Annotated in this window: 18 protein-coding genes; 12 read left to right on the plus strand and 6 right to left on the minus strand. The window is 72.5% G+C overall.

Annotation, left to right across the window (positions count from 1 at the left end; translation table 11 throughout):
- Positions 1–17 precede the first annotated feature (17 nt).
- Positions 18–935, minus strand: coding sequence for a hypothetical protein (locus tag ACLBX8_RS15715; RefSeq protein WP_447715468.1), 918 nt, complete (start codon positions 933–935; stop codon positions 18–20).
- 288 nt (positions 936–1,223) lie between these two features.
- On the opposite strand from ACLBX8_RS15715, the gene ACLBX8_RS15720 reads away from it, so the two are divergent.
- The 7 genes from ACLBX8_RS15720 (at position 1,224) to ACLBX8_RS15750 (ending at position 6,583) form a co-directional block, all read left to right on the plus strand.
- Complete coding sequence (locus ACLBX8_RS15720; protein ID WP_447699026.1) at positions 1,224–2,705, plus strand: ATP-binding protein; 1,482 nt, start codon at positions 1,224–1,226, stop codon at positions 2,703–2,705.
- Positions 2,702–3,376: a response regulator gene (locus ACLBX8_RS15725; protein ID WP_012320334.1), complete on the plus strand. Its 675-nt coding sequence runs from the start codon at positions 2,702–2,704 to the stop codon at positions 3,374–3,376. The genes ACLBX8_RS15720 and ACLBX8_RS15725 overlap by 4 nt, the downstream gene beginning before the upstream one ends.
- Positions 3,377–3,379: 3 nt before the next feature.
- A complete protein-coding gene (gene tenA / locus ACLBX8_RS15730) occupies positions 3,380–4,063 on the plus strand; it encodes a thiaminase II (protein ID WP_447699025.1) in 684 nt (227 codons plus the stop codon).
- A gap of 16 nt (positions 4,064–4,079) precedes the next feature.
- Positions 4,080–4,868: a DJ-1/PfpI family protein gene (locus tag ACLBX8_RS15735; RefSeq protein ID WP_447715469.1), complete on the plus strand. Its 789-nt coding sequence runs from the start codon at positions 4,080–4,082 to the stop codon at positions 4,866–4,868.
- A gap of 113 nt (positions 4,869–4,981) precedes the next feature.
- Entirely contained in the window at positions 4,982–5,443 is a 462-nt protein-coding gene (locus tag ACLBX8_RS15740; RefSeq protein ID WP_020093031.1) for a tellurite resistance TerB family protein, read from the plus strand.
- Positions 5,444–5,458: 15 nt separating this feature from the next.
- Positions 5,459–5,863 (plus strand): CidA/LrgA family protein, encoded by a 405-nt coding sequence (locus ACLBX8_RS15745; protein WP_020093032.1) that lies wholly within the window; start codon positions 5,459–5,461, stop codon positions 5,861–5,863.
- Between the two features lie 3 nt (positions 5,864–5,866).
- Positions 5,867–6,583 (plus strand): LrgB family protein, encoded by a 717-nt coding sequence (locus ACLBX8_RS15750; RefSeq protein WP_447715470.1) that lies wholly within the window; start codon positions 5,867–5,869, stop codon positions 6,581–6,583.
- A gap of 20 nt (positions 6,584–6,603) precedes the next feature.
- Here ACLBX8_RS15750 and ACLBX8_RS15755 read toward each other — a convergent pair whose 3' ends face one another.
- Positions 6,604–7,701, minus strand: coding sequence for an NAD(P)/FAD-dependent oxidoreductase (locus ACLBX8_RS15755; protein ID WP_447715471.1), 1,098 nt, complete (start codon positions 7,699–7,701; stop codon positions 6,604–6,606).
- Positions 7,702–8,004: 303 nt separating this feature from the next.
- Here ACLBX8_RS15755 and ACLBX8_RS15760 point away from each other — a divergent pair, with 303 nt between their 5' ends.
- Positions 8,005–8,412, plus strand: a complete 408-nt coding sequence (locus ACLBX8_RS15760; protein WP_026604910.1) for a MucR family transcriptional regulator — start codon at positions 8,005–8,007, stop codon at positions 8,410–8,412.
- A gap of 41 nt (positions 8,413–8,453) precedes the next feature.
- Here ACLBX8_RS15760 and ACLBX8_RS15765 read toward each other — a convergent pair whose 3' ends face one another.
- The 3 genes from ACLBX8_RS15765 to ACLBX8_RS15775 all read right to left on the minus strand — a co-directional run bounded on the left by ACLBX8_RS15765 (position 8,454) and on the right by ACLBX8_RS15775 (position 12,783).
- Complete coding sequence (locus tag ACLBX8_RS15765; RefSeq protein ID WP_447699020.1) at positions 8,454–11,126, minus strand: MGH1-like glycoside hydrolase domain-containing protein; 2,673 nt, start codon at positions 11,124–11,126, stop codon at positions 8,454–8,456.
- Positions 11,127–11,239: 113 nt separating this feature from the next.
- Positions 11,240–12,022: a fumarylacetoacetate hydrolase family protein gene (locus ACLBX8_RS15770; protein WP_447715472.1), complete on the minus strand. Its 783-nt coding sequence runs from the start codon at positions 12,020–12,022 to the stop codon at positions 11,240–11,242.
- Positions 12,023–12,117: 95 nt separating this feature from the next.
- Positions 12,118–12,783 carry an HAD-IA family hydrolase gene (locus ACLBX8_RS15775; RefSeq protein ID WP_447715473.1) on the minus strand — a complete coding sequence of 222 codons (666 nt, stop codon included), beginning with the start codon at positions 12,781–12,783 and terminating at the stop codon, positions 12,118–12,120.
- Positions 12,784–12,981: 198 nt separating this feature from the next.
- Between ACLBX8_RS15775 and trpA the strand changes: the two genes are divergently transcribed.
- The 4 genes from trpA to ACLBX8_RS15795 all read left to right on the plus strand — a co-directional run bounded on the left by trpA (position 12,982) and on the right by ACLBX8_RS15795 (position 17,264).
- Positions 12,982–13,821 carry a tryptophan synthase subunit alpha gene (trpA, locus tag ACLBX8_RS15780; RefSeq protein ID WP_091680511.1) on the plus strand — a complete coding sequence of 280 codons (840 nt, stop codon included), beginning with the start codon at positions 12,982–12,984 and terminating at the stop codon, positions 13,819–13,821.
- A gap of 80 nt (positions 13,822–13,901) precedes the next feature.
- Positions 13,902–14,798 (plus strand): acetyl-CoA carboxylase, carboxyltransferase subunit beta, encoded by an 897-nt coding sequence (gene accD, locus ACLBX8_RS15785; RefSeq protein WP_091680513.1) that lies wholly within the window; start codon positions 13,902–13,904, stop codon positions 14,796–14,798.
- Between the two features lie 8 nt (positions 14,799–14,806).
- Entirely contained in the window at positions 14,807–16,132 is a 1,326-nt protein-coding gene (locus ACLBX8_RS15790) for a bifunctional folylpolyglutamate synthase/dihydrofolate synthase (RefSeq protein WP_091978186.1), read from the plus strand.
- A gap of 232 nt (positions 16,133–16,364) precedes the next feature.
- Positions 16,365–17,264, plus strand: coding sequence for an outer membrane protein (locus ACLBX8_RS15795; protein WP_020093042.1), 900 nt, complete (start codon positions 16,365–16,367; stop codon positions 17,262–17,264).
- A gap of 123 nt (positions 17,265–17,387) precedes the next feature.
- Here the strand turns inward: ACLBX8_RS15795 and trxA are convergent, their stop codons facing one another.
- Positions 17,388–17,711 (minus strand): thioredoxin, encoded by a 324-nt coding sequence (gene trxA / locus ACLBX8_RS15800; protein WP_010682902.1) that lies wholly within the window; start codon positions 17,709–17,711, stop codon positions 17,388–17,390.
- Between the last annotated feature and the right edge of the window lie 40 nt (positions 17,712–17,751).

Here is a 17,751-nt window from a genome sequence, read left to right on the forward strand (position 1 = left end):
GGGGCCGGCGCGGCGGATCAGAAGACGTTCTTGACGGCGTCGCCGAGGGCGTCGACGCTCTCCTTGAGCTTCCGCCCGGCCGGCGCCAGGGACGGGAGCTTGATGCCGAGCACCTCGGTGTCCTCCGCCTCGGCGGGCTCCGCCTGGGCAACGGTCGCGGCGGCGCCCTTCGCCTTGTCGGCGGTCCGCGTCGGCGCGGGCGTTTGGCGGGTCGCCGCCTTGGGCGCGGGCTTCTCGGGGCGCTCGATCTTCTCGGCGCGCTCCGTCCTCTCCGATTTCCCGGAGCGCTCCGTCTTCTCGGCCCGCTCCTTCTTCTCGGGACGCTCGGCCTTCTCCGCGCGCTCCGTGCTCTCCGCCACCGGCTTCGGCGCGGCCGGCTCGACGAGCACGCGGGCCCGGACCGTCTCGGAGGCGCGGGGCGTCTGAAGCGCGGCCGTGCGGACCGGCGCCAGAGGCGCGACTTCCCGCGCGGCCGCGACCGGCGTGACGGGCGTCGGAACCGGGATGCGCTGCGTCGGCGCGACGGGGGCGGCGGCGACCTTCGCGGGCTGCGGGGCCGCCGGCCGCGGGGTGTCCGGCGCGGGCGGCGTCGGCGTGATCGCCGCGAACGCCTCCGGCAGCGACACCATCCTGAGCGCCGGTGTCTCCGGCTTGGCGGGCTGCGCCGGGGCGGCCGCCTGGACGGAGCCCTTGATGGCGGGCAGCCCGTCCTTCAGCTCCGGCCAGTCCGCGGCCTGCCGGGACGCGACGATCTTCACGGGGGTTGGCGCCGCGAGGCCGGCCATCACCGTCGAGGCGGCGACGCCGAAGCCGACCAGCGCGCTCGCGCCGGCCACGCTGAACAGCGCGACCTTGAGGTTCAGCGACGGCCCGGGCTTGGCCGACGGCGTCCGGTCAGGCCGGGTCTCGGACGGGTCGAGGTTGAGATCGATCATAGGCCGGGATCTCTGACACGATACACGCCGCGCGCGACCGGGCTCCCCTTCACCGGCCGCCACACTCCGAGGATTCGAAGGTGGTTCGACTCTGGTGGCGATAGAGGAGCTGCAATACGGCGCAATGATGTCGGTCCGAATTGCCTGCCCAGCCAGTCCTGGCACGGCTATCCACAAGATTACGCCGCGCCGCTTAAGAATCGGTGTTCGCCCCGTCCGCGGCACTGGGGGCGGGGCGGCCTGAGCACGTCCGGGTCGCCACTCTGCCGGCCGTCCGCGGCGGGCGGCATGGACTTCGCCGGCGCGGTCGCTATGCGTCAGCGCGTGGATACCCGCCCGAACCTGTCCCCGCGTACCGAGACGGCCGAAGCGCCGGACGCTCCCCGGCTCCGCCGCTGGCCCTGGTCGGCGTGGTCCACCCGCGCGCGGCTCGTCGCGGTGGTCCTGCTGATCGACGCCTTCGCGGCCGTGATCTCCTGCGCCGTCATCGTCCTGAACGCCCGGTCGGCCGTGCGCGTCGAGACCCGCGCGTCGCTCGCGACCGTCGAGTCGCTGGTGGCCGACACGATCCGCCTGTCCGACACGGCCGCGCCCGACACGCTGCTCCAGACCCTCGACCTGCGCTTCAAGGTCCTCCGGCACGTCCGGGTCGCGGTGCTCGACGCGGACGGCGACGAGGTCGGCCGGCCGCTGCCGCCGCCGCGCGCCGACCGGGAGGCGCCGCGCTGGTTCGCCGACCTGATCATGCCGCCGATCGAGCGCCACGCCCTTCCGATCGTCGTCAACGGGCGGCGGCTCGGCACGGCGCAGATCACCACGCAGCCGATGGACGAGATCGACGAGATCTGGGGCTACGCGCGGGCGCTCTCGCTGACCACCCTGGCGATCAACGCCGCGATGCTGATCGCGCTCTACATCGCGCTGGGCCGGATCCTCGCGCCGCTGCGGCGGCTCGGCGCCGGCCTGACCCAGCTGGAGCACCACGACTACACCGCCCGCCTGGCGCCGCCCGGCGCCCGGGAGCTGGCGGTGATCGCCGAGCGGTTCAACAAGGTCGCCGAGGCCCTGGGCGAGGTCCGGGCCGCCAACGGCCGCCTCAACCGCCAGCTCCTGACCGCGCAGGACGACGAGCGCCGCCGGACGGCCCTGGAGCTGCACGACGAGTTCGGTCCGTGCCTGTTCGCGCTGGAGGCCAACGCCGCCTCGATCGGCCGCATCGCCTCTGGCGCGGCCGAGCCGAGCCGCGAGAAGCTCGCCGCCCGGGCGGCCGAGATCAGCGCCATCGTCGGGCAGGTCCAGACCGTCAACCGGGAGCTCCTGAACCGCTTGCGGCCGCACGGCCTCGGACAGGCGCCCCTGGCGACCTGCCTCGACCTGCTCCTGCGCGGCTTCGGGCAGCGCCATCCCGGCATCGCCTTCGCGGGCCGGTTCGACGGGCTGGCCCGGGGCTACGGCGACCTCGTTGACCTCACGGTGTTCCGCTGCGTGCAGGAGAGCGCCACCAACGCCGTGCGGCACGGCGCCGCGACCCGGGTGGAGGCCGAGGCGGCCGAGACCGGCGGCCGGATCGACCTCACCATCCGCGACAACGGCACCGGAATCCCGCCGGAACACGGCACCGGGCTCGGTCTGTCGGGGATGCGCGAGCGCGTGGAGGCCCTCGACGGCACCTTCGCCCTTGACAATGCCGGCCCCGGGGCGATCGTCCGGATCACGATCCCCGTTCCGCCTGACCGGGGCGACGAGAACAACACCGCGCCGAGCGCATGAACGCCATCGCATCCCAGATCGACGCCGCCGCCACGCGCCTGCCGGTTCTCGTCATCGATGATCACCCCATCGTCCTGCAGGGCTGTCGACGCGTGCTGGAGGATTCCGGCGTCGAGACCATCGCGGAGGCGACGACCGTCGTCGGCGGCTACCGGATCTTCCACCGGCTCCGCCCGCCGGTCGTGATCTGCGACCTGACCTTCCAGGGCAGCGGCATGGCCGGGCTCGGCCTGATCCGGCGGATCCGGGCGGTCGCGCCCGAGACGCGCATCCTGGTCTTCAGCATGCACAACGACCCGGTGATCGTCGCCCGCGCCCTCGAGGCGGGGGCCCTGGGCTACGTCCTCAAGGACCACGCCTCGGCCGAGCTGTTCGAGGCCTTCGCCAAGGTCCGCGTCGGCGAGGTCTACCTCGACCGGCGCCTCGCCACCGAGGTGGCGATGCTGCGCGCCGACGCCCGCCGCGCGCCGGAATCGCAGCTGACCCCCCGCGAGCAGCAGATCCTGGCGCGCCTCGCGCAGGGCCGCTCCTACGGAGCCATCGCGGCCGACCTGTCGGTGAGCTACAAGACCGTGACGAACGCCTGCTCGCAGATGCGCCAGAAGCTCGGCGTGCGCACCCTCGCCGAGCTGATCCACGTCGCCGTCACCCACGCGCAGCGGCAGGGCTAGGCCGTGGCATCCCCCGGACCTGGCGACGCCTTCTCCCGGGAGGCCTGGGCGCGCAACGCCGCCGCCTACGAGACCATCCGGTCGATGCCGTTCAACGCCGAGCTCGCCGCCGGCACGCTGCCGCAAGACCGGTTCCGGCACTACATCGTGCAGGACGCGCACTACCTGATCGGCTTCGGCCGGGCGCTGAGCCTCGCCGCCGCGAAGGCGCCGGATCCGGACACGATCGTGCAGTTCTCCCGCGCCGCGCAGGAGGCGATCGTGGTCGAGCGCGCCCTCCACGGCGGCTTCTTCCGCGACTACGGCATCGGGCCGGACACCTTCGCGGCCACGCCCCTGACGCCGGCCTGCGACCACTACGTCAGCTACCTCACGGCCACCGCCTACGCCGAGCCCTACGCGGTGGTCTGCGCGGCCCTGCTGCCCTGCTTCTGGATCTACAAGGCGGTCGGCGACGACATCTTCGCCCGCGCGGCGCCCGACAACCCGTATCGCGCCTGGATCGACACCTACGCGGGCGACGATTTCGCCGCCGCGGTCGCGGCCATGATCGCCGCCACGGACCGGGCGGCGCGGGGCGCGTCGGAGGCCGAGCGCGCGCGGATGCACCGGGCGTTCACGCAGGCCACCCGGCTCGAGTGGCAGTTCTGGGACAGCGCCTACCGCGACGCGGCCTGGGCCCTGTGACCCGCCCGGCGCGCCCGTGACCGCGCCGGACGCCAGCCGCCGCGATCTCGTCGCCGCCGCGCTCGCCGCAGCCCTGGTCGCGCCGCTCCGTCCGGCCCTGGCCGCCGCCGGCGATCCGGCGCCGATCCCGCCGGATCGTCCCGTCCGGATCGCCATGCTGGTCTATCCGGGCCTGACCGCGCTCGATCTCGTGGGGCCGCAGACCTTCCTCGCCGGCCTCGCGCCCGGCAACCTCCACCTCGTCGGCGCGGAGCCCGGGCCGGTGACGAGCGACACCGGCCTCGTCCTGGTGGCGACCCACGGCTTCGCGACCTGCCCGGCGGATCTCGACGTCCTGTTCGTCCCCGGAGGCGACGGCACGCCCACCCAGATGGGCGACGCCGCGCTCCTCGCCTTCCTGCGCGACCGCGCCGCGCGGGCCGGCTGGATCGCCAGCGTCTGCACCGGGTCGCTGATCCTCGGGGCGGCGGGCCTGCTGCGCGGCTACCGCGCGACGTCCCACTGGAGCGTGCGCGACGCGGTGCTGCCGCTCCTGGGCGCCCGTCCGGTGGCCGAGCGCGTCGTCTTCGACCGCGACCGCGTCACCGCGGCCGGGGTCTCGGCGGGGCTCGATCTCGGGCTGGCGCTCGCCGCGCACCTGCGGGGGGATTCCTACGCCCGCACCGCGCAGCTCGTCGCCGAGTACGCCCCGGCGCCGCCCTTCCGCGCCGGCACGCCCGCCGAGGCCGGGCCCGCGACCGTCCGGGCGGCCGAGGCGATCCTCGCGCCGCTGGTGACGGGGGCGGAGGCCGCAGCGCGCCGGTGAACGCCGCGCCGGCGATGCAACCGGGCCACGGTCCGGCGCGACGTGCGGCGGCGTGCTTGACGGCGCGCCGCCGGGGCCCGAACTGTTGCGGTGCACGATCCCCCGGAGCCGCCATGTCCCTGATCGCACGCCTGCGCGCCTACGCGGCCGAGGCTCTCGGCGTCGGCACGCAGGAGACCGTGGACGAGACGCATCTCGCGGCCACCGCGCTCCTCGTCCACGTCGCCCGCGTCGATGGCATCCTGGCGCCGGCCGAGAGCGAGCGCCTCTCGCGCCTCGTGCAGGGCCACTACGCCGACGGTCCGGACGCGGCGCGGGCGCTGATCGAGCGCGCCGCCGCCATGGATTCGGAGGTGCGCGACGTGGCGAGCCTCGTGGAGATGATCCCGCACGAGGCCGACCGGTCCGAGCGCGAGGAGCTGCTGACCATGGCGTGGTCGGTGGCGGCGGCGGACGGCAACGTCGACGAGTTCGAGGAGGCGCTGGTCGAGCGCCTCGGCCGCCTGCTCGGCTTCGACGAGGCCGCCATCGCGGCGGCCCGCCGCAGCGGACAGCAGGGCGTCGCGGCCGCGTAGTCCCGGCCACTCGCGATGATCGCCAGCCTGGCCCTGATCCTGCTCGCGCAGCTGCTGGGCGAAGCCCTCGCGCGCGGCGCGGGCGTCCCGATCCCGGGGCCGGTGATCGGCATGGGCCTGATGTTCGCGTTCCTGCTGCTGCGCGACAATGCCCGCCTCGGCCTACCGCGCGTGCTGCCGAAGCCGCTGACCGACGGGACGCTCGAGACCACCGCGCGCGGCCTGCTGATGAACCTGTCGCTCCTGTTCGTCCCCGCGGGCGTCGGCGTCGTCGGCCGCCTCGACCTGCTGCGGGCACAGGGCGCCAAACTGGCCCTCGTGCTGGTCGTCTCGACCGCCCTGTCGCTGCTGGTCACCGTCCTGGTGTTCCGCGCCGTGGCCGCGCTGGTCGAGCGGCGCGGGACCGACGGGGAGCCCTGACGGGTGGCCGGCGACTTCTCGCTCTGGGTCTACCTCGCCAAGACGCCGCTCCTGTGGCTGACGGTGACCCTGACTGCCTACGTCCTGGCGGACCGGATCGCCGCCGTGACCGGCCGGCACCCGATCGCCAACCCCGTCCTCATCACCGTCGTCCTGGTGGGGGCGGTCCTGGCCGTCACCGGCACGCCCTACGGGGCGTATTTCGAGGGCGCGATGTTCGTCCACTTCCTGCTCGGGCCCGCCACCGTAGTGCTGGCGATGCCGCTCTACGAGCGGCGGGCGACCGTCCTGCGCGCCCTCGCGCCGATGCTGGCGGCCCTCGCCGCCGGGTCGGCCACCACCCTCGCCGTGGTGATCGGCCTCGCGCGCCTCCTCGACATCCCGCAGCCGATCCTCGTCTCGCTGGCCCCGAAATCCGTGACCTCGGGCGTCGCGATGGGCATCGCGGAGGCGCTCGGCGGCGACCCGACGCTCACCGCCATCCTGGTGATCCTCACCGGCATCATCGGGGCGATCCTCGTGACGCCGATGATGAACCTCCTGCGGATCCGCGACATGCGCGCCCGCGGCTTCGCGGCCGGGCTCGCGGCCCACGGCATCGGGACGGCCCGCGCCTTCCAGGTCAGCGAGGTCGCCGGCACCTTCGCGGGCATCGCCATGGGGCTCAACGCCTTCCTGACGGCGATCCTCGCGCCCCTGGCGCTGCACCTGCTGTTCTGAGCACCTGCTGTTCTGAGGCCTCAGGCGTCCAGCCGGTCGGCCACCGTCTCGGCGAGCGACAGGCTGGAGGTCAGGCCGGGGCTCTCGATCCCGAACAGGTGCACGATCCCCGGCAGGCCGTGCTCGGCCGGCCCGTCGATCCGGAAGTCGGCCGCCGCCTCGCCGGGCCCGGTCAGCTTCGGCCGCAGGCCCGCGTAGTCCGGGTACAGCGCCCCGTCGGGCAGGCCGGGCCAGTAGCGCCGGATCGCGCCGTAGAAGGCCTCGGCGCGCGCGGGATCGACCCGGTAGTCGAACCCGTCGACCCACTCCACGTCGGGCCCGAAGCGGGTGCGGCCGGCGAGGTCGAGGGTGAGATGGATGCCGAGGCCGCCGTCGATCCGCGGCGCCGGGTAGATCAGCCGCGAGAAGGCCGGCTTGCCGGTGCAGCCGAAGTAGTTGCCGCGGGCCAGGCGCAGCGTCGGGACGCGCTCGGCCGGGTAGCCCTCCGTGCCGGCGGCCAGGGCCGGGGCACCGAAGCTCGCGGCGTTGACCACCGCGTCGAAGGCCATCGTGCCGGGCTCGGCGCCGCCGAACGCGGCCTGCCACTGCCCGTCCCGCCGCGTCAGGCCCTCGACCGGGGTGCGCAGGGCGAGCGCGCCGCCGTGATCCTCGATCGCCCCGAGCAGGGCGAGCATCAGCGCGTGGCTGTCGACGACGCCGGTGCGTGGCGAGTGCAGCGCCACCGTGCAGGCGAGATTCGGCTCCAGCTGCCGGGCGGCGCGTCCGTCGAGGAGTTCGAGGCCCAGGACGCCGTTGGCCTCGCCCTGGCGTCGGATCGCCGCGATCTTCTCGGCCTCCGCGTCGTCGGAGGCGACGATCAGCTTGCCGCACGCGCGATGCGGGACGCCGTGACTCGCGCAAAAGTTGTATAGGCGCCGGGCGCCCTCGACGCAGTGGTGCGCGCGCTCGGATCCGCCCGGGTAGTACATGCCGGCGTGGATCACTTCCGAGCTGCGGGACGAGACCCCCGTTCCGAAGGCGTCCTCGGCTTCCGCCACGATGACGGCATGCCCGCGCAGCGCGAGTGCCCGCCCGATGGCGAGTCCGACGACGCCGGCTCCGACGACCAGGGCCTCCATGTCTTCGCGTTCTCCAACGCGCCCGGTTGGGCAGGTGAGTCCTCAATACCGCACTTGAGCCGGAACAACGACGCGCCCGTTGATTCGTCGTTGACCCTAAATCTCAATCCTAAGTAGAAATATCGGCGCGATAAATGCGCGGCTCGGTTGTAGCGGCGGCGGACTGGCCCATAATGAGGCCATCCGCCGCCTCCGGCCGAGGCCGAGAACGTCTCAGGGACATGCACCGGCCGTCGGCGGCGAAGAGCCCGACGGAAACCGACGAGAGCCACATCCGAAACACGTAGAATCGAGGTGACGACCATGCAGATGACATCGCCGAGCGTCGAACTCGCCGCAAAGATCCTGAGCGCCTACGTCACGCGCAACAGTGTCCCGGCGGGAACGCTGCCCGACCTGCTCTCCGAGGTACACCGCTCGATCACCGCCCTGGACCAGCCCGCGGAGCCGCAGGTCCGGCGGCCGACCGAGGCGCAGATCCGGGCCTCGATCCGGCCCGACACGCTCATCAGCTTCGAGGACGGCAAGCCCTACAAGGCCCTGCGGCGTCACCTGACGATGCGCGGCCTCACGCCCGAGGCCTACAAGGCCAAGTGGGGCCTGCCCGTCGATTACCCGCTGGTCTCGGCGGTCTACAGCGCCCGCCGCTCGACGATCTCCCGCCAGATCGGCGAGGGCCAGCGCCTGCGGATGCAGCAGGCCGCGGAGTAAATGGGCGTCGGTCGCCGGCGCGCGAGCCCGGCGACCGGTCCTCACGGCCAGCCCGGGTTCTGCGCCTCGGCGGCGGCGGTCGCCACTTCCTGGATCAGAAGGGCCACGAGCCCGGACCATCCGGTCTGGTGCGACGCGCCGACCCCGCGGCCGCTGTCGCCGTGGTAGTACTCGTAGAACAGGACGTGGTCGCGGAAATGCGGATCCTCCTGCTCGATCCGGCTGTCGCCGTAGACCGGCCTGCGCCCGTCCGGGCGGCGGGTCGAGAGGCTGATCAGCCGCCGTGACAGGTGGGCGGCGATCTCCCGGAGCGCGTAGGTCCGGCCCGACCCGGTCGGCGCCTCGACCCGGAAATCCGGGCCGTAATAGTCGTGGAAGCGGTTCAGCCCGGCGATGAGCAGGTAGTTGACCGGCATCCACACCGGTCCCCGCCAGTTCGAATTGCCGCCGAACAGCCGCGAGCGCGACTCGGCGGGCTCGTAGGCGAGCCCCAGGTCCCGCCCGTCCCAGGCGAAGCAGAACGGCTCGTCCGCGTAGACGCGGGACACGGCGCGCAGCCCGTAATCCGAGAGGAACTCGTTCGGGTCGAGGGCGCGGTGGAGCAGGGCCTTCAGCCGGTGCCCGCGCAGCAGCGACAACAGCGCCGTCTGGCCCTCGCCGGGCTCGTTCCAGCGCGAGACCAGGGTCGCGAGGTCCGGGCGGTTCTTGAGGAAGAACACCATCCGGCTGCGCAGGGACGGCAGCCGCGCGAGGTCGCACTCGTTGATCACCGCCACCGCGAAGATCGGGATCAGGCCGACCATGGTCCGGGCGCGGATCGGGAGGCGCTGCCCGTCGCGCGTCTCGATGACGTCGTAGAAGAAGCCGTCCGGCTCGTCCCACACGCCCGCGCCCGTGGCTCCGGCGATGAGGAGGAAGTGCTCGAAGAACTTCTCCGCCATGTCCTCGAAGGTCGGGTCGTCGAGCGCCAGCTCGATGGCGATCCGCATCAGGTTCAGCGCGTAGGTCGCCATCCAGGCCGTCGCGTCGGACTGGGTCAGCGTGGCGCCGTCGCCGACCGGCTTCGACCGGTCGAAGATCCCGATATTGTCGAGGCCGAGGAAGCCGCCCTGGAACAGGTTGCGGTCGTCGGAATCCTTCCGGTTCACCCACCACGTGAAGTTCAGGGTGAGCTTGTTGAAGATCCGCTTGAGGAAGGCGTGGTCCGGCTGGCCGGTGAGCGCCCGGTCCAGCTCGAACACCCGCCAGGCGGCCAGCGCGTGGACCGGCGGGTTGGCGTCCCCGAAGCCCCACTCGTAGGCCGGCAGCGCGGCGTTCGGGTGGGTGTAGGCCTCGTCGACCAGCAGCAGGAGCTGGTTCTTGGCGAAGTCCGGGTCGATGAGCCCGAACACGATCGCCTGCAGGGCGAGATCCCAGGAGGCGAACCAGGGATACTCCCAGGCATCCGGCATCGAGATGATGTCGTTGGCGCGCAGATGCGACCAGTCGCTGTTGCGGCCGTGCCGCCGCTCCGGCGCCGGCGCGGGCTGCGCCGGGTCGCCGGCGAGCCACTCGCGCACGTCGTAATGGTAGAGCTGCTTCGACCAGAGCATGCCGGCGAGCGCCTGCCGCTGCACGAGCCGCATCTCGGGATCGGCGATCGGCGCCTGGAGCGCCCCGTAGAAGTCGTCGGCCTCGCCCTCGCGAGCGGCGAAGACGGCGTCGAAATCCGCGAAGGGCGCGCCCGGCGCGGTCTCGGCGCGCAGGCGCAGGCGCACGGTCCGAGTCTCGCCGGGGCCGAGATGCAGGTCGTAGCGGGCGGCGCACTTGGTGCCGGACAGGGCGTTGACGGCGGCCCGGTCGCCGCCCACGACGCACCGGTCGATCCCGTCCTTGTAGAAGCCCTCGGCGGGGCCGCTGCCGAACAGCCGGTGCGTGTTGGTCTCGTTCTCGGTGAACAGCAGGTCGCCCGCGCCCTCGGCGAAGAACCGGAAGGTCGGCATCTCCGGGTGGCGCGCCCAGACCGAGCCCTCCGACCCGGCCATCAGCTCCGGCTTCGGCGTGCCCTGCTTCCACGACCACGTGTTGCGGGCCCAGAGCTGCGGCAGCAGCGTCAGGGCGGCCGGGTCCGGGCCGCGGTTGGTCGCGGTCACCCGCATCAGGATGTCGTCGGGGGCGGCCTTGGCGTAGGCGATCTCGACGTCGAAGTAGCGGCCCTCGTCGAACAGGCCCGTGTCGAGGAGCTCGAATTCCGGGTCGTCGAGGCCGCGCCGCGCGTTCTCCTCGACCAGGCGCCCGTACGGGAAGGCGGCCTGCGGGTACTTGTAGAGCATCCGCATGAAGGCGTGGGTCGGGATCCCGTCGAGGTAGTAGTAGAGTTCCTTGACGTCCTCGCCGTGGTTGCCCTCCTGGTTGGTCAGGCCGAACAGCCGCTCCTTCAGGATGGGGTCGCGCCCGTTCCACAGCGCCAGGGACAGGCACCAGTTCAGGTGGCGGTCGCCGAAGCCGCCGATCCCGTCCTCGCCCCAGCGGTAGGCGCGGGACCGGGCGTGGTCGTGGGGCAGGTAGTCCCAGGCGTCGCCCTTCGGGCTGTAATCCTCCCGCACCGTGCCCCATTGCCGGTCGCTGAGGTAGGGCCCCCAGCGGCGCCACGCCGGATCGGAGCGGGCCTCGACGAGACGGCGGCCCTCGGCGGTCTCGAAGAGGTGCGGCGGCACGCCGTCGGGCTTGGTCATACGCGCGCTGCTCCTGCCCCCGCGGATCCGTACCGGATAAAGCCGCGACGCCGGCAGGGAAAGTCAACGCCCCGCCGCGACCGGATCTCCGCGGGGGATCGCGCGACGCGCGATCACACGATGCGGATCGACAGGTCCGGCAGGCCTTCGATCGAGCCGGCGAGCACGTCCCCGCGGACGACCGGCCCGACATTCTCGGGCGTCCCCGAGAAGACGATGTCGCCCGCCTTCAGCTCGAAGGCCCGCGACAGCTCGGCGATCTGCTCGGCGACCGACCAGATCATGTCCGACAGGTCGGCGTCCTGCCGCACGGTGCCGTTCACGGCGAGCCGGATGCGGCCGCGCGCCGGATGCCCGACCCGGGCGACCGGCAGGATCGGCGTGATCGGCGCGGACTGGTCGAAGCTCTTGCCGATCTCCCAAGGCTTCTTCTGGTTGCCCATGCCGCGCTGGAGGTCCCGGCGGGTCATGTCGAGGCCGGTGGCGTAGCCGTAGACGTGGTCGAGCGCCTGCGCGGCCGCGATGTCGCGACCGCCCGACTTCAGCACGGCGACGAGTTCGATCTCGTGGTGGTAGTTCTGGGTGAGCGACGGGTAGGGATGGTCGGCGACGCCGCCCGCGACGACCTGCACGGCATCCGCCGGCTTCTGGAAGAAGAAGGGCGGCTCGCGCGACGGGTCGGAGCCCATCTCGCGGGCGTGGGCCGCGTAGTTCCGGCCGATGCAGTAGATCCGGCGGACCGGGAAGACCTGCGCCTCGCCCAGGATCGGGATGATGGCCTGCGGCAGCGGGAACAGCGGGGCCGGCTGCGCCTCGGCGGCCGCGGCGGGGCCGAGGCCCGCGGCGGCCCCGGCGGCCACCGCCCCGAGCGCGCGGCGTCGACTGATCGTCACCATGGCCGTGTCCCTTCACCGCGATCCGCGCGGCGCAAGCGGGCGATACGACCGGGCGGGGCCGGCCGCCAGCGGATCCGCGGCCGGGATGGAGAGGTTCAGGCGGTCCGTGTCACCCGGATCCCGTCCGGGGCCGCCGAGACGCGCAGCCCGGTGTAGTCGGCGATGGTGGGATGATTGGTCCTCACCGGCTCGTGATGGGTCGCGGTGACGACCACGACGGCCGCATCCGCGGCCTCGGCCGCCCGGATGCCGGCCGGGGCGTCCTCGAACACGAGGCAGTCCGGCGCCGCGACGCCGAGGCGCCCGGCCGCCAGGAGGAAGCAGTCCGGCGCGGGCTTGCCCCGCGCCACGTCCTCGGCGGCCACCAGAAGGTCGGGGACCGGCATGCCGGCCGCCGCGAGGCGGCGCTCCGCCAGCCGCCGGGGCGCCGAGGTGACGATCGCCCAGCGATGGCGCGGCAGCGCCTCCAGGAAGGCCTGCGCCCCCGGGATGGCCACGATGTCGTCGACATCCGCCATCTCGGCCTCGGTGATCGCGGCGGCCTCGGCCACGGGATCGACGCCCGGCAGGTTCAGCCGCCGGATGGTCTCGACCGACTGCACGCCGTGGATCGTCGGCAGGAAGGAGACCGCGTCGAGGCCGTGCGCCTCGGCCCAGCGCGACCAGATCCGCTCCGCGGAGGCGATCGAGCTGATGATCGTCCCGTCCATGTCGAACAGGAGCGCCGCCAGGGGGCGCGACGGGAGGGCTGACTCGGGCATGGGCGAGGGCTAGGCCGGCGCCGCCGTCCCGGCAACCGGCCCGCGCGCATGGCCGCGTCTCGCGCGTGGCCGGGCCTCCGGGACGCCTTCGCCGGCGGTCGCGGCAGGTCCGCCCGCTTCACGGGCCGGTGCCTTTGGTGTAGCGCGGGGGCAATCCCGGGCCGTCGGCGGCCCTGCAGAAGCGAATATCGACCGACCATGCCGAGCCGCATCGACGCCACCTTCGCCCGCGCCCGCGCGGAGAACCGGTCCGTCCTCGTCACCTACGTGATGTCCGGCGATCCCGATCCCGCGACCTCGCTCGAGGTCCTGAAGGCGCTGCCGGGCGCCGGCGCCGACATCCTGGAATTCGGCCTGCCGTTCACCGACCCGATGGCGGACGGCCCGGCGATCCAGGCGGCCGGCCTGCGGGCGCTCAAGGCGGGCCAGACGGTGTCGGGCACCCTCGACCTCGTGCGCCGCTTCCGCGCCGGCAACGACACCACGCCAATCGTGCTGATGGGGTACTACAACCCGATCCACACCTACGGCGTCGACCGCTTCCTCGACGACGCGCTGGCGGCCGGGGTCGACGGGCTGATCGTCGTCGATCTCCCGCCCGAGGAGGATTCCGAGCTGTGCCTGCCGGCCCTCGGCAAGGGCCTCGCCTTCATCCGCCTCGCCACGCCCACCACCGACGAGCGGCGCCTGCCGGCCGTCCTCGCGAACACGGCGGGCTTCGTCTACTACGTGTCGATCACCGGCATCACCGGGACGGCGACCCCGGATTTCGGCAAGGTCTCCGAGGCGGTCGCCCGCATCCGCCGCCACACCGAGCTGCCCGTCGTCGTGGGGTTCGGCGTCAAGACCGGCGCCCACGCGGCGGCGATCGCCGAGGGGGCCGACGGCGTCGTGGTCGGCTCCGCGCTCGTGGACGCCCTGGTGCGCTCCCTCGACGGCGAGGGCCGGGCGCAAGGCGGAAGCGTCGAGGCCGTGACGGAGCTGGTGCGCGAACTCGCCGCGGGCGTGCGGTCGGCGGGCGTCGGGCGGGCCGCCTGACGGGCGGACCGGGCACCCCTGGCGGCGGAGCGCGCCGCACCTGATATCTGCGCGGGCTTGAAGCGGACGGACGCAAGTCGATGGTCGAACCGATGAACTGGATCTCGGAGGTGGTGCGCCCCCGGATCAAGACCTTGTTCAAGCGCGAGACGCCCGAGAACCTCTGGGTCAAGTGCCCGGACACGGGGCAGATGGTATTCCACAAGGAGGTGGAGGCCAATCACTGGGTCATTCCCGGCTCCGAGCATCACCTGAAGATGGGCGCCCAGGCGCGCCTGAAGATGATGTTCGACGAGGGCACGTGGATCGACGTGGCCCTGCCCGAGGTCACGCCCGACCCGCTGAAGTTCCGCGACGAGAAGCGCTACGTCGACCGGCTCAAGGAGGCCCGGGCCAAGACCGGCCTGCAGGACGCGTTCAAGATCGGCTTCGGCCGGGTCGGCGGCCTTCCGATGACGCTGGCCGCGCAGGAATTCGGCTTCATGGCCGGATCGCTCGGCATGGCGGCGGGCGAGGCCTTCGTGCGCGGCGCCGAGACGGCCCTGGAGAAGCGCACGCCCTACGTGCTGTTCGCGGCCTCCGGCGGCGCGCGCATGCAGGAGGGGATCCTGTCGCTGATGCAGATGCCGCGGACCACCGTGGCGGTGCGCCGGCTCAACGCGGCCCGGCTCCCCTACATCGTGGTGCTGACGAACCCGACCACGGGCGGCGTCACCGCCTCCTACGCGATGCTGGGGGACGTCCACCTCGCCGAGCCCGGTGCGCTGATCTGCTTCGCGGGACCGCGGGTGATCGAGCAGACGATCCGCGAGAAGTTGCCGGACGGCTTCCAGCGGGCGGAGTACCTGCGCGAGCACGGCATGGTCGATCAGGTGGTCCACCGGCACCAGCTCAAGGAGACGATCACGCGTCTCTGCAGCCTCCTCACCAACGCGGCCCAGGCCGGCGCGCCGGCCGCGGCCTCCGAGGCGGCCTGAGCCCGGCGATGGCCTCGTCCGACGCCCTGATGGCGCGCTTCCTGGCGCTCCACCCCCGCACCATCGACCTGTCGCTCGGGCGCATCGAGCGGCTGCTCGCGCGGCTCAACCATCCCGAGCGCCGCCTGCCGCCCGTGATCCACGTGGCCGGCACCAACGGCAAGGGCTCGACCATCGCGTTCATGCGGTCGATCCTGGAGGCCGGGGGCCTGGCCGCCCACGTCTACACCTCCCCGCACCTCGTCCGCTTCCACGAGCGGATGCGCATCGGCGGGATCGGCGGCGGGCACTTCGTGGACGAGGACCGCCTGGCCGACGCCTTCGCGCGCTGCGAGAGCGCCAATGCCGGCGAGCCGATCACGATGTTCGAGATCACCACGGCCGCGGCGTTCCTGCTCTTCTCGGAGAGCCCGGCCGACGTGCTGCTCCTGGAGGTCGGCCTCGGGGGCCGGCTCGACGCCACCAACGTCATCGACCGGCCGGCCTGCGCGGTGGTGACGCCGATCGGCCGCGACCATGCCGAGTATCTCGGCGACACGGTCGAGTCGGTCGCGACCGAGAAGGCCGGGATCTTCAAGCGCGGCTGCCCGGCGGTGATCGCAGCCCAGGACTACGCCGAGGCCGACGCCGTCCTCTGCCGGCGCGCGGAAGCCCTCGGGGCCGGGCCCGTGCTGGTGGGCAACCAGGACTTCTCCGTGCACGAGGAGCGCGGCCGGCTCGTCTACCAGGACGAGACCGACCTGTTCGACCTCCCGCGGCCGCGCCTCGCCGGGCGTCACCAGCTGGTCAACGCCGGAACCGCGATCACCGCGCTGCGCGCCGCCGGGTTCGGCGACATCGGGATCGCGGCCCTGGAGCGGGGCCTGACCGAGGTCGAGTGGCCGGGACGGCTGCAGCGCCTCGGCCGCGGCCGGCTGGCCGCCCAGCTCGATCCCGGCACCGAGCTGTGGCTCGACGGCGGCCACAATATCGACGGCGGCCGGATCCTCGCGGCCGCCATGGCGGATCTCGGCGAGAAGAGCGACGTGCCGCTCGTCCTCGTGGTCGGACTGCTCGGCACGAAGGACGCCGACGGGTTCCTGCGCAACTTCGTGGGCCTGGCCCGGGCCCTGGTGGCCGTCCCGATCACCGGGACCATGGCCGCGCGCCCGGCCGAGGAGGTGGCCCGGATCGGCGAGGATGTCGGCCTCAAGACCTACGCGGCGCCGAGCATCGAGGCGGCCCTCGCCCTCGTGCGGGACATCGCCTTCGAGCGCCCGCCGCGAATCCTGATCTGCGGATCGCTCTACTTGGCCGGCATGGTTCTCGCCGCCAACGACACGCCGCCGGTCTGAGTCGTCTCCAGTCTGGGAGCGCCGCGCGCGGCCGCTGTATCAAGTGGCCGAGGTCCGGAGACCTGTGAAATCCGGATTCTGCATTCGAAAATCCGTCGAATCGCCGCAATCGCCCGGACGGACACCCGTCCACGGCCACGCTTTCCTCCCGCTGTGGCAGCTAAGCTACATCCTCGCGGGGCCCGATCGCATAGTTTCACCGGCGATCGGGCTTATGCTGGGGATCACAGTAATGAAGAAGCTTCTCACCTCTCTCGCGGCGTTCACCGCGCTCACGGCCGCCGCTTCGGCCGCCGACCTGCCGCGCCGCGCCGCGCCGCCGCCGGTGTTCACCCCCGTTCCGGTGTTCACCTGGACCGGCGCCTACTTCGGTATCAACGCCGGCTACGCGTTCGACGCCAGCAGCAACTCCACCCGCGGCTTCGTCCAGACGCCCGGCAACCCGGTCGCTCTGGTTCCGGGCGGTCTCGTCCCCTACCAGGCCCTGCTGCCGAACGGCTCGTCGCTGGTCTACAGCAACGACAGCCGCGAGGGTTTCTCGGGCGGTGGCCAGATCGGCTACAACTGGCAGCTGACCCCGGGCTCCGGCGCCGTGATCGGCTTCGAGGCTGACGCGCAGTACCTCGACTTCGGCCGTCGCGCCCGCTTCGCCACCAACGCCGTGGCGATCAACCCGGGCTTCATCCCGGTCAACGGCACGCTCAACACCATCGACTTCTTCGGCACCGTCCGCGGTCGTCTCGGCTGGGCCTTCGACCGGACCCTCGTGTACGCCACCGGCGGTTTCGCCTACGCCACCGGCACGGATGACGGCGCTCGCGTCGGCCTGCAGAACTTCGCCGGCCGCCGGAACGACTTCAAGACCGGCTGGACGGTCGGCGGCGGTGTCGAGTACGCCCTGCCCACCGACTCGTTCCTGAACTTCTTCCGCTCCTCGGCCGTCACGCTGAAGGTCGAAGGTCTGTACGTGAACCTCGACAACAACAACGGCCGCGCCCAGGCGCCGCTGGTTGGTGCTGCGATCTCCCCGGTCGGCCTCGTGCCGGTGTACTCGCTCGCCGGCGCCAGCCGGAACGAGAACGCCTTCGCCGTCGTCCGCGCCGGCCTGAACTACAAGTTCGGCTCGTACTGAGACGGAATACGGGATCCCGGGCCAAGCACCGGGATCCCGAAATAAAAAACTTGGGCTCGAAACCGAGAAAGCCCGGCCTCGCGGCCGGGCTTTCTTTTTGTCGTTCGGAGCCGCGACGGCGGGTCAGGCGGTCTGGGCGCCGATCCAGCGCGACAGGTCGCCCTTCGGTGCGGCGCCGACCTTCTGGTCCACGCGCTCGCCGTTCTTGAAGAGCAGCAGCGTCGGGATCGAGCGGATGCCGTACTGGGCGGCGATCTGCGGGTTCTCGTCGACGTTGACCTTGGCGATCTTCACCTTGCCCTGCAGGTCGGTCGCGATCTCCTCGAGGGCCGGGCCGATCTGACGGCAGGGGCCGCACCACTCCGCCCAGAAATCCACCACGACGGGCTCGGCGGACTTGAGAACGTCCTGCTCGAAGCTCGCGTCGGTTACTTTCACCGTCGCCATAACGTCACCTTTCGGAATCCGCCGCCCGTCGGGCGGCGTC

It is taken from the genome of Methylobacterium sp. D48H, assembly GCF_053345715.1.

What these genes read in the sequence shown, in the direction of transcription:
- ACLBX8_RS15720 (WP_447699026.1), top strand. Translation starts at nt 1,224, where the DNA reads ATGGACTTCGCCGGCGCGGTCGCTATGCGTCAGCGCGTGGATACCCGC.
- ACLBX8_RS15775 (WP_447715473.1), bottom strand. Translation starts at nt 12,783, where the DNA reads ATGCCCGAGTCAGCCCTCCCGTCGCGCCCCCTGGCGGCGCTCCTGTTC.
- ACLBX8_RS15795 (WP_020093042.1), top strand. Translation starts at nt 16,365, where the DNA reads ATGAAGAAGCTTCTCACCTCTCTCGCGGCGTTCACCGCGCTCACGGCC.
- ACLBX8_RS15740 (WP_020093031.1), top strand. Translation starts at nt 4,982, where the DNA reads ATGTCCCTGATCGCACGCCTGCGCGCCTACGCGGCCGAGGCTCTCGGC.
- ACLBX8_RS15755 (WP_447715471.1), bottom strand. Translation starts at nt 7,701, where the DNA reads ATGGAGGCCCTGGTCGTCGGAGCCGGCGTCGTCGGACTCGCCATCGGG.
- accD (WP_091680513.1), top strand. Translation starts at nt 13,902, where the DNA reads ATGGTCGAACCGATGAACTGGATCTCGGAGGTGGTGCGCCCCCGGATC.
- ACLBX8_RS15770 (WP_447715472.1), bottom strand. Translation starts at nt 12,022, where the DNA reads ATGGTGACGATCAGTCGACGCCGCGCGCTCGGGGCGGTGGCCGCCGGG.
- trpA (WP_091680511.1), top strand. Translation starts at nt 12,982, where the DNA reads ATGCCGAGCCGCATCGACGCCACCTTCGCCCGCGCCCGCGCGGAGAAC.
- ACLBX8_RS15765 (WP_447699020.1), bottom strand. Translation starts at nt 11,126, where the DNA reads ATGACCAAGCCCGACGGCGTGCCGCCGCACCTCTTCGAGACCGCCGAG.
- ACLBX8_RS15715 (WP_447715468.1), bottom strand. Translation starts at nt 935, where the DNA reads ATGATCGATCTCAACCTCGACCCGTCCGAGACCCGGCCTGACCGGACG.
- ACLBX8_RS15790 (WP_091978186.1), top strand. Translation starts at nt 14,807, where the DNA reads ATGGCCTCGTCCGACGCCCTGATGGCGCGCTTCCTGGCGCTCCACCCC.
- ACLBX8_RS15745 (WP_020093032.1), top strand. Translation starts at nt 5,459, where the DNA reads ATGATCGCCAGCCTGGCCCTGATCCTGCTCGCGCAGCTGCTGGGCGAA.
- trxA (WP_010682902.1), bottom strand. Translation starts at nt 17,711, where the DNA reads ATGGCGACGGTGAAAGTAACCGACGCGAGCTTCGAGCAGGACGTTCTC.
- ACLBX8_RS15760 (WP_026604910.1), top strand. Translation starts at nt 8,005, where the DNA reads ATGCAGATGACATCGCCGAGCGTCGAACTCGCCGCAAAGATCCTGAGC.
- ACLBX8_RS15725 (WP_012320334.1), top strand. Translation starts at nt 2,702, where the DNA reads ATGAACGCCATCGCATCCCAGATCGACGCCGCCGCCACGCGCCTGCCG.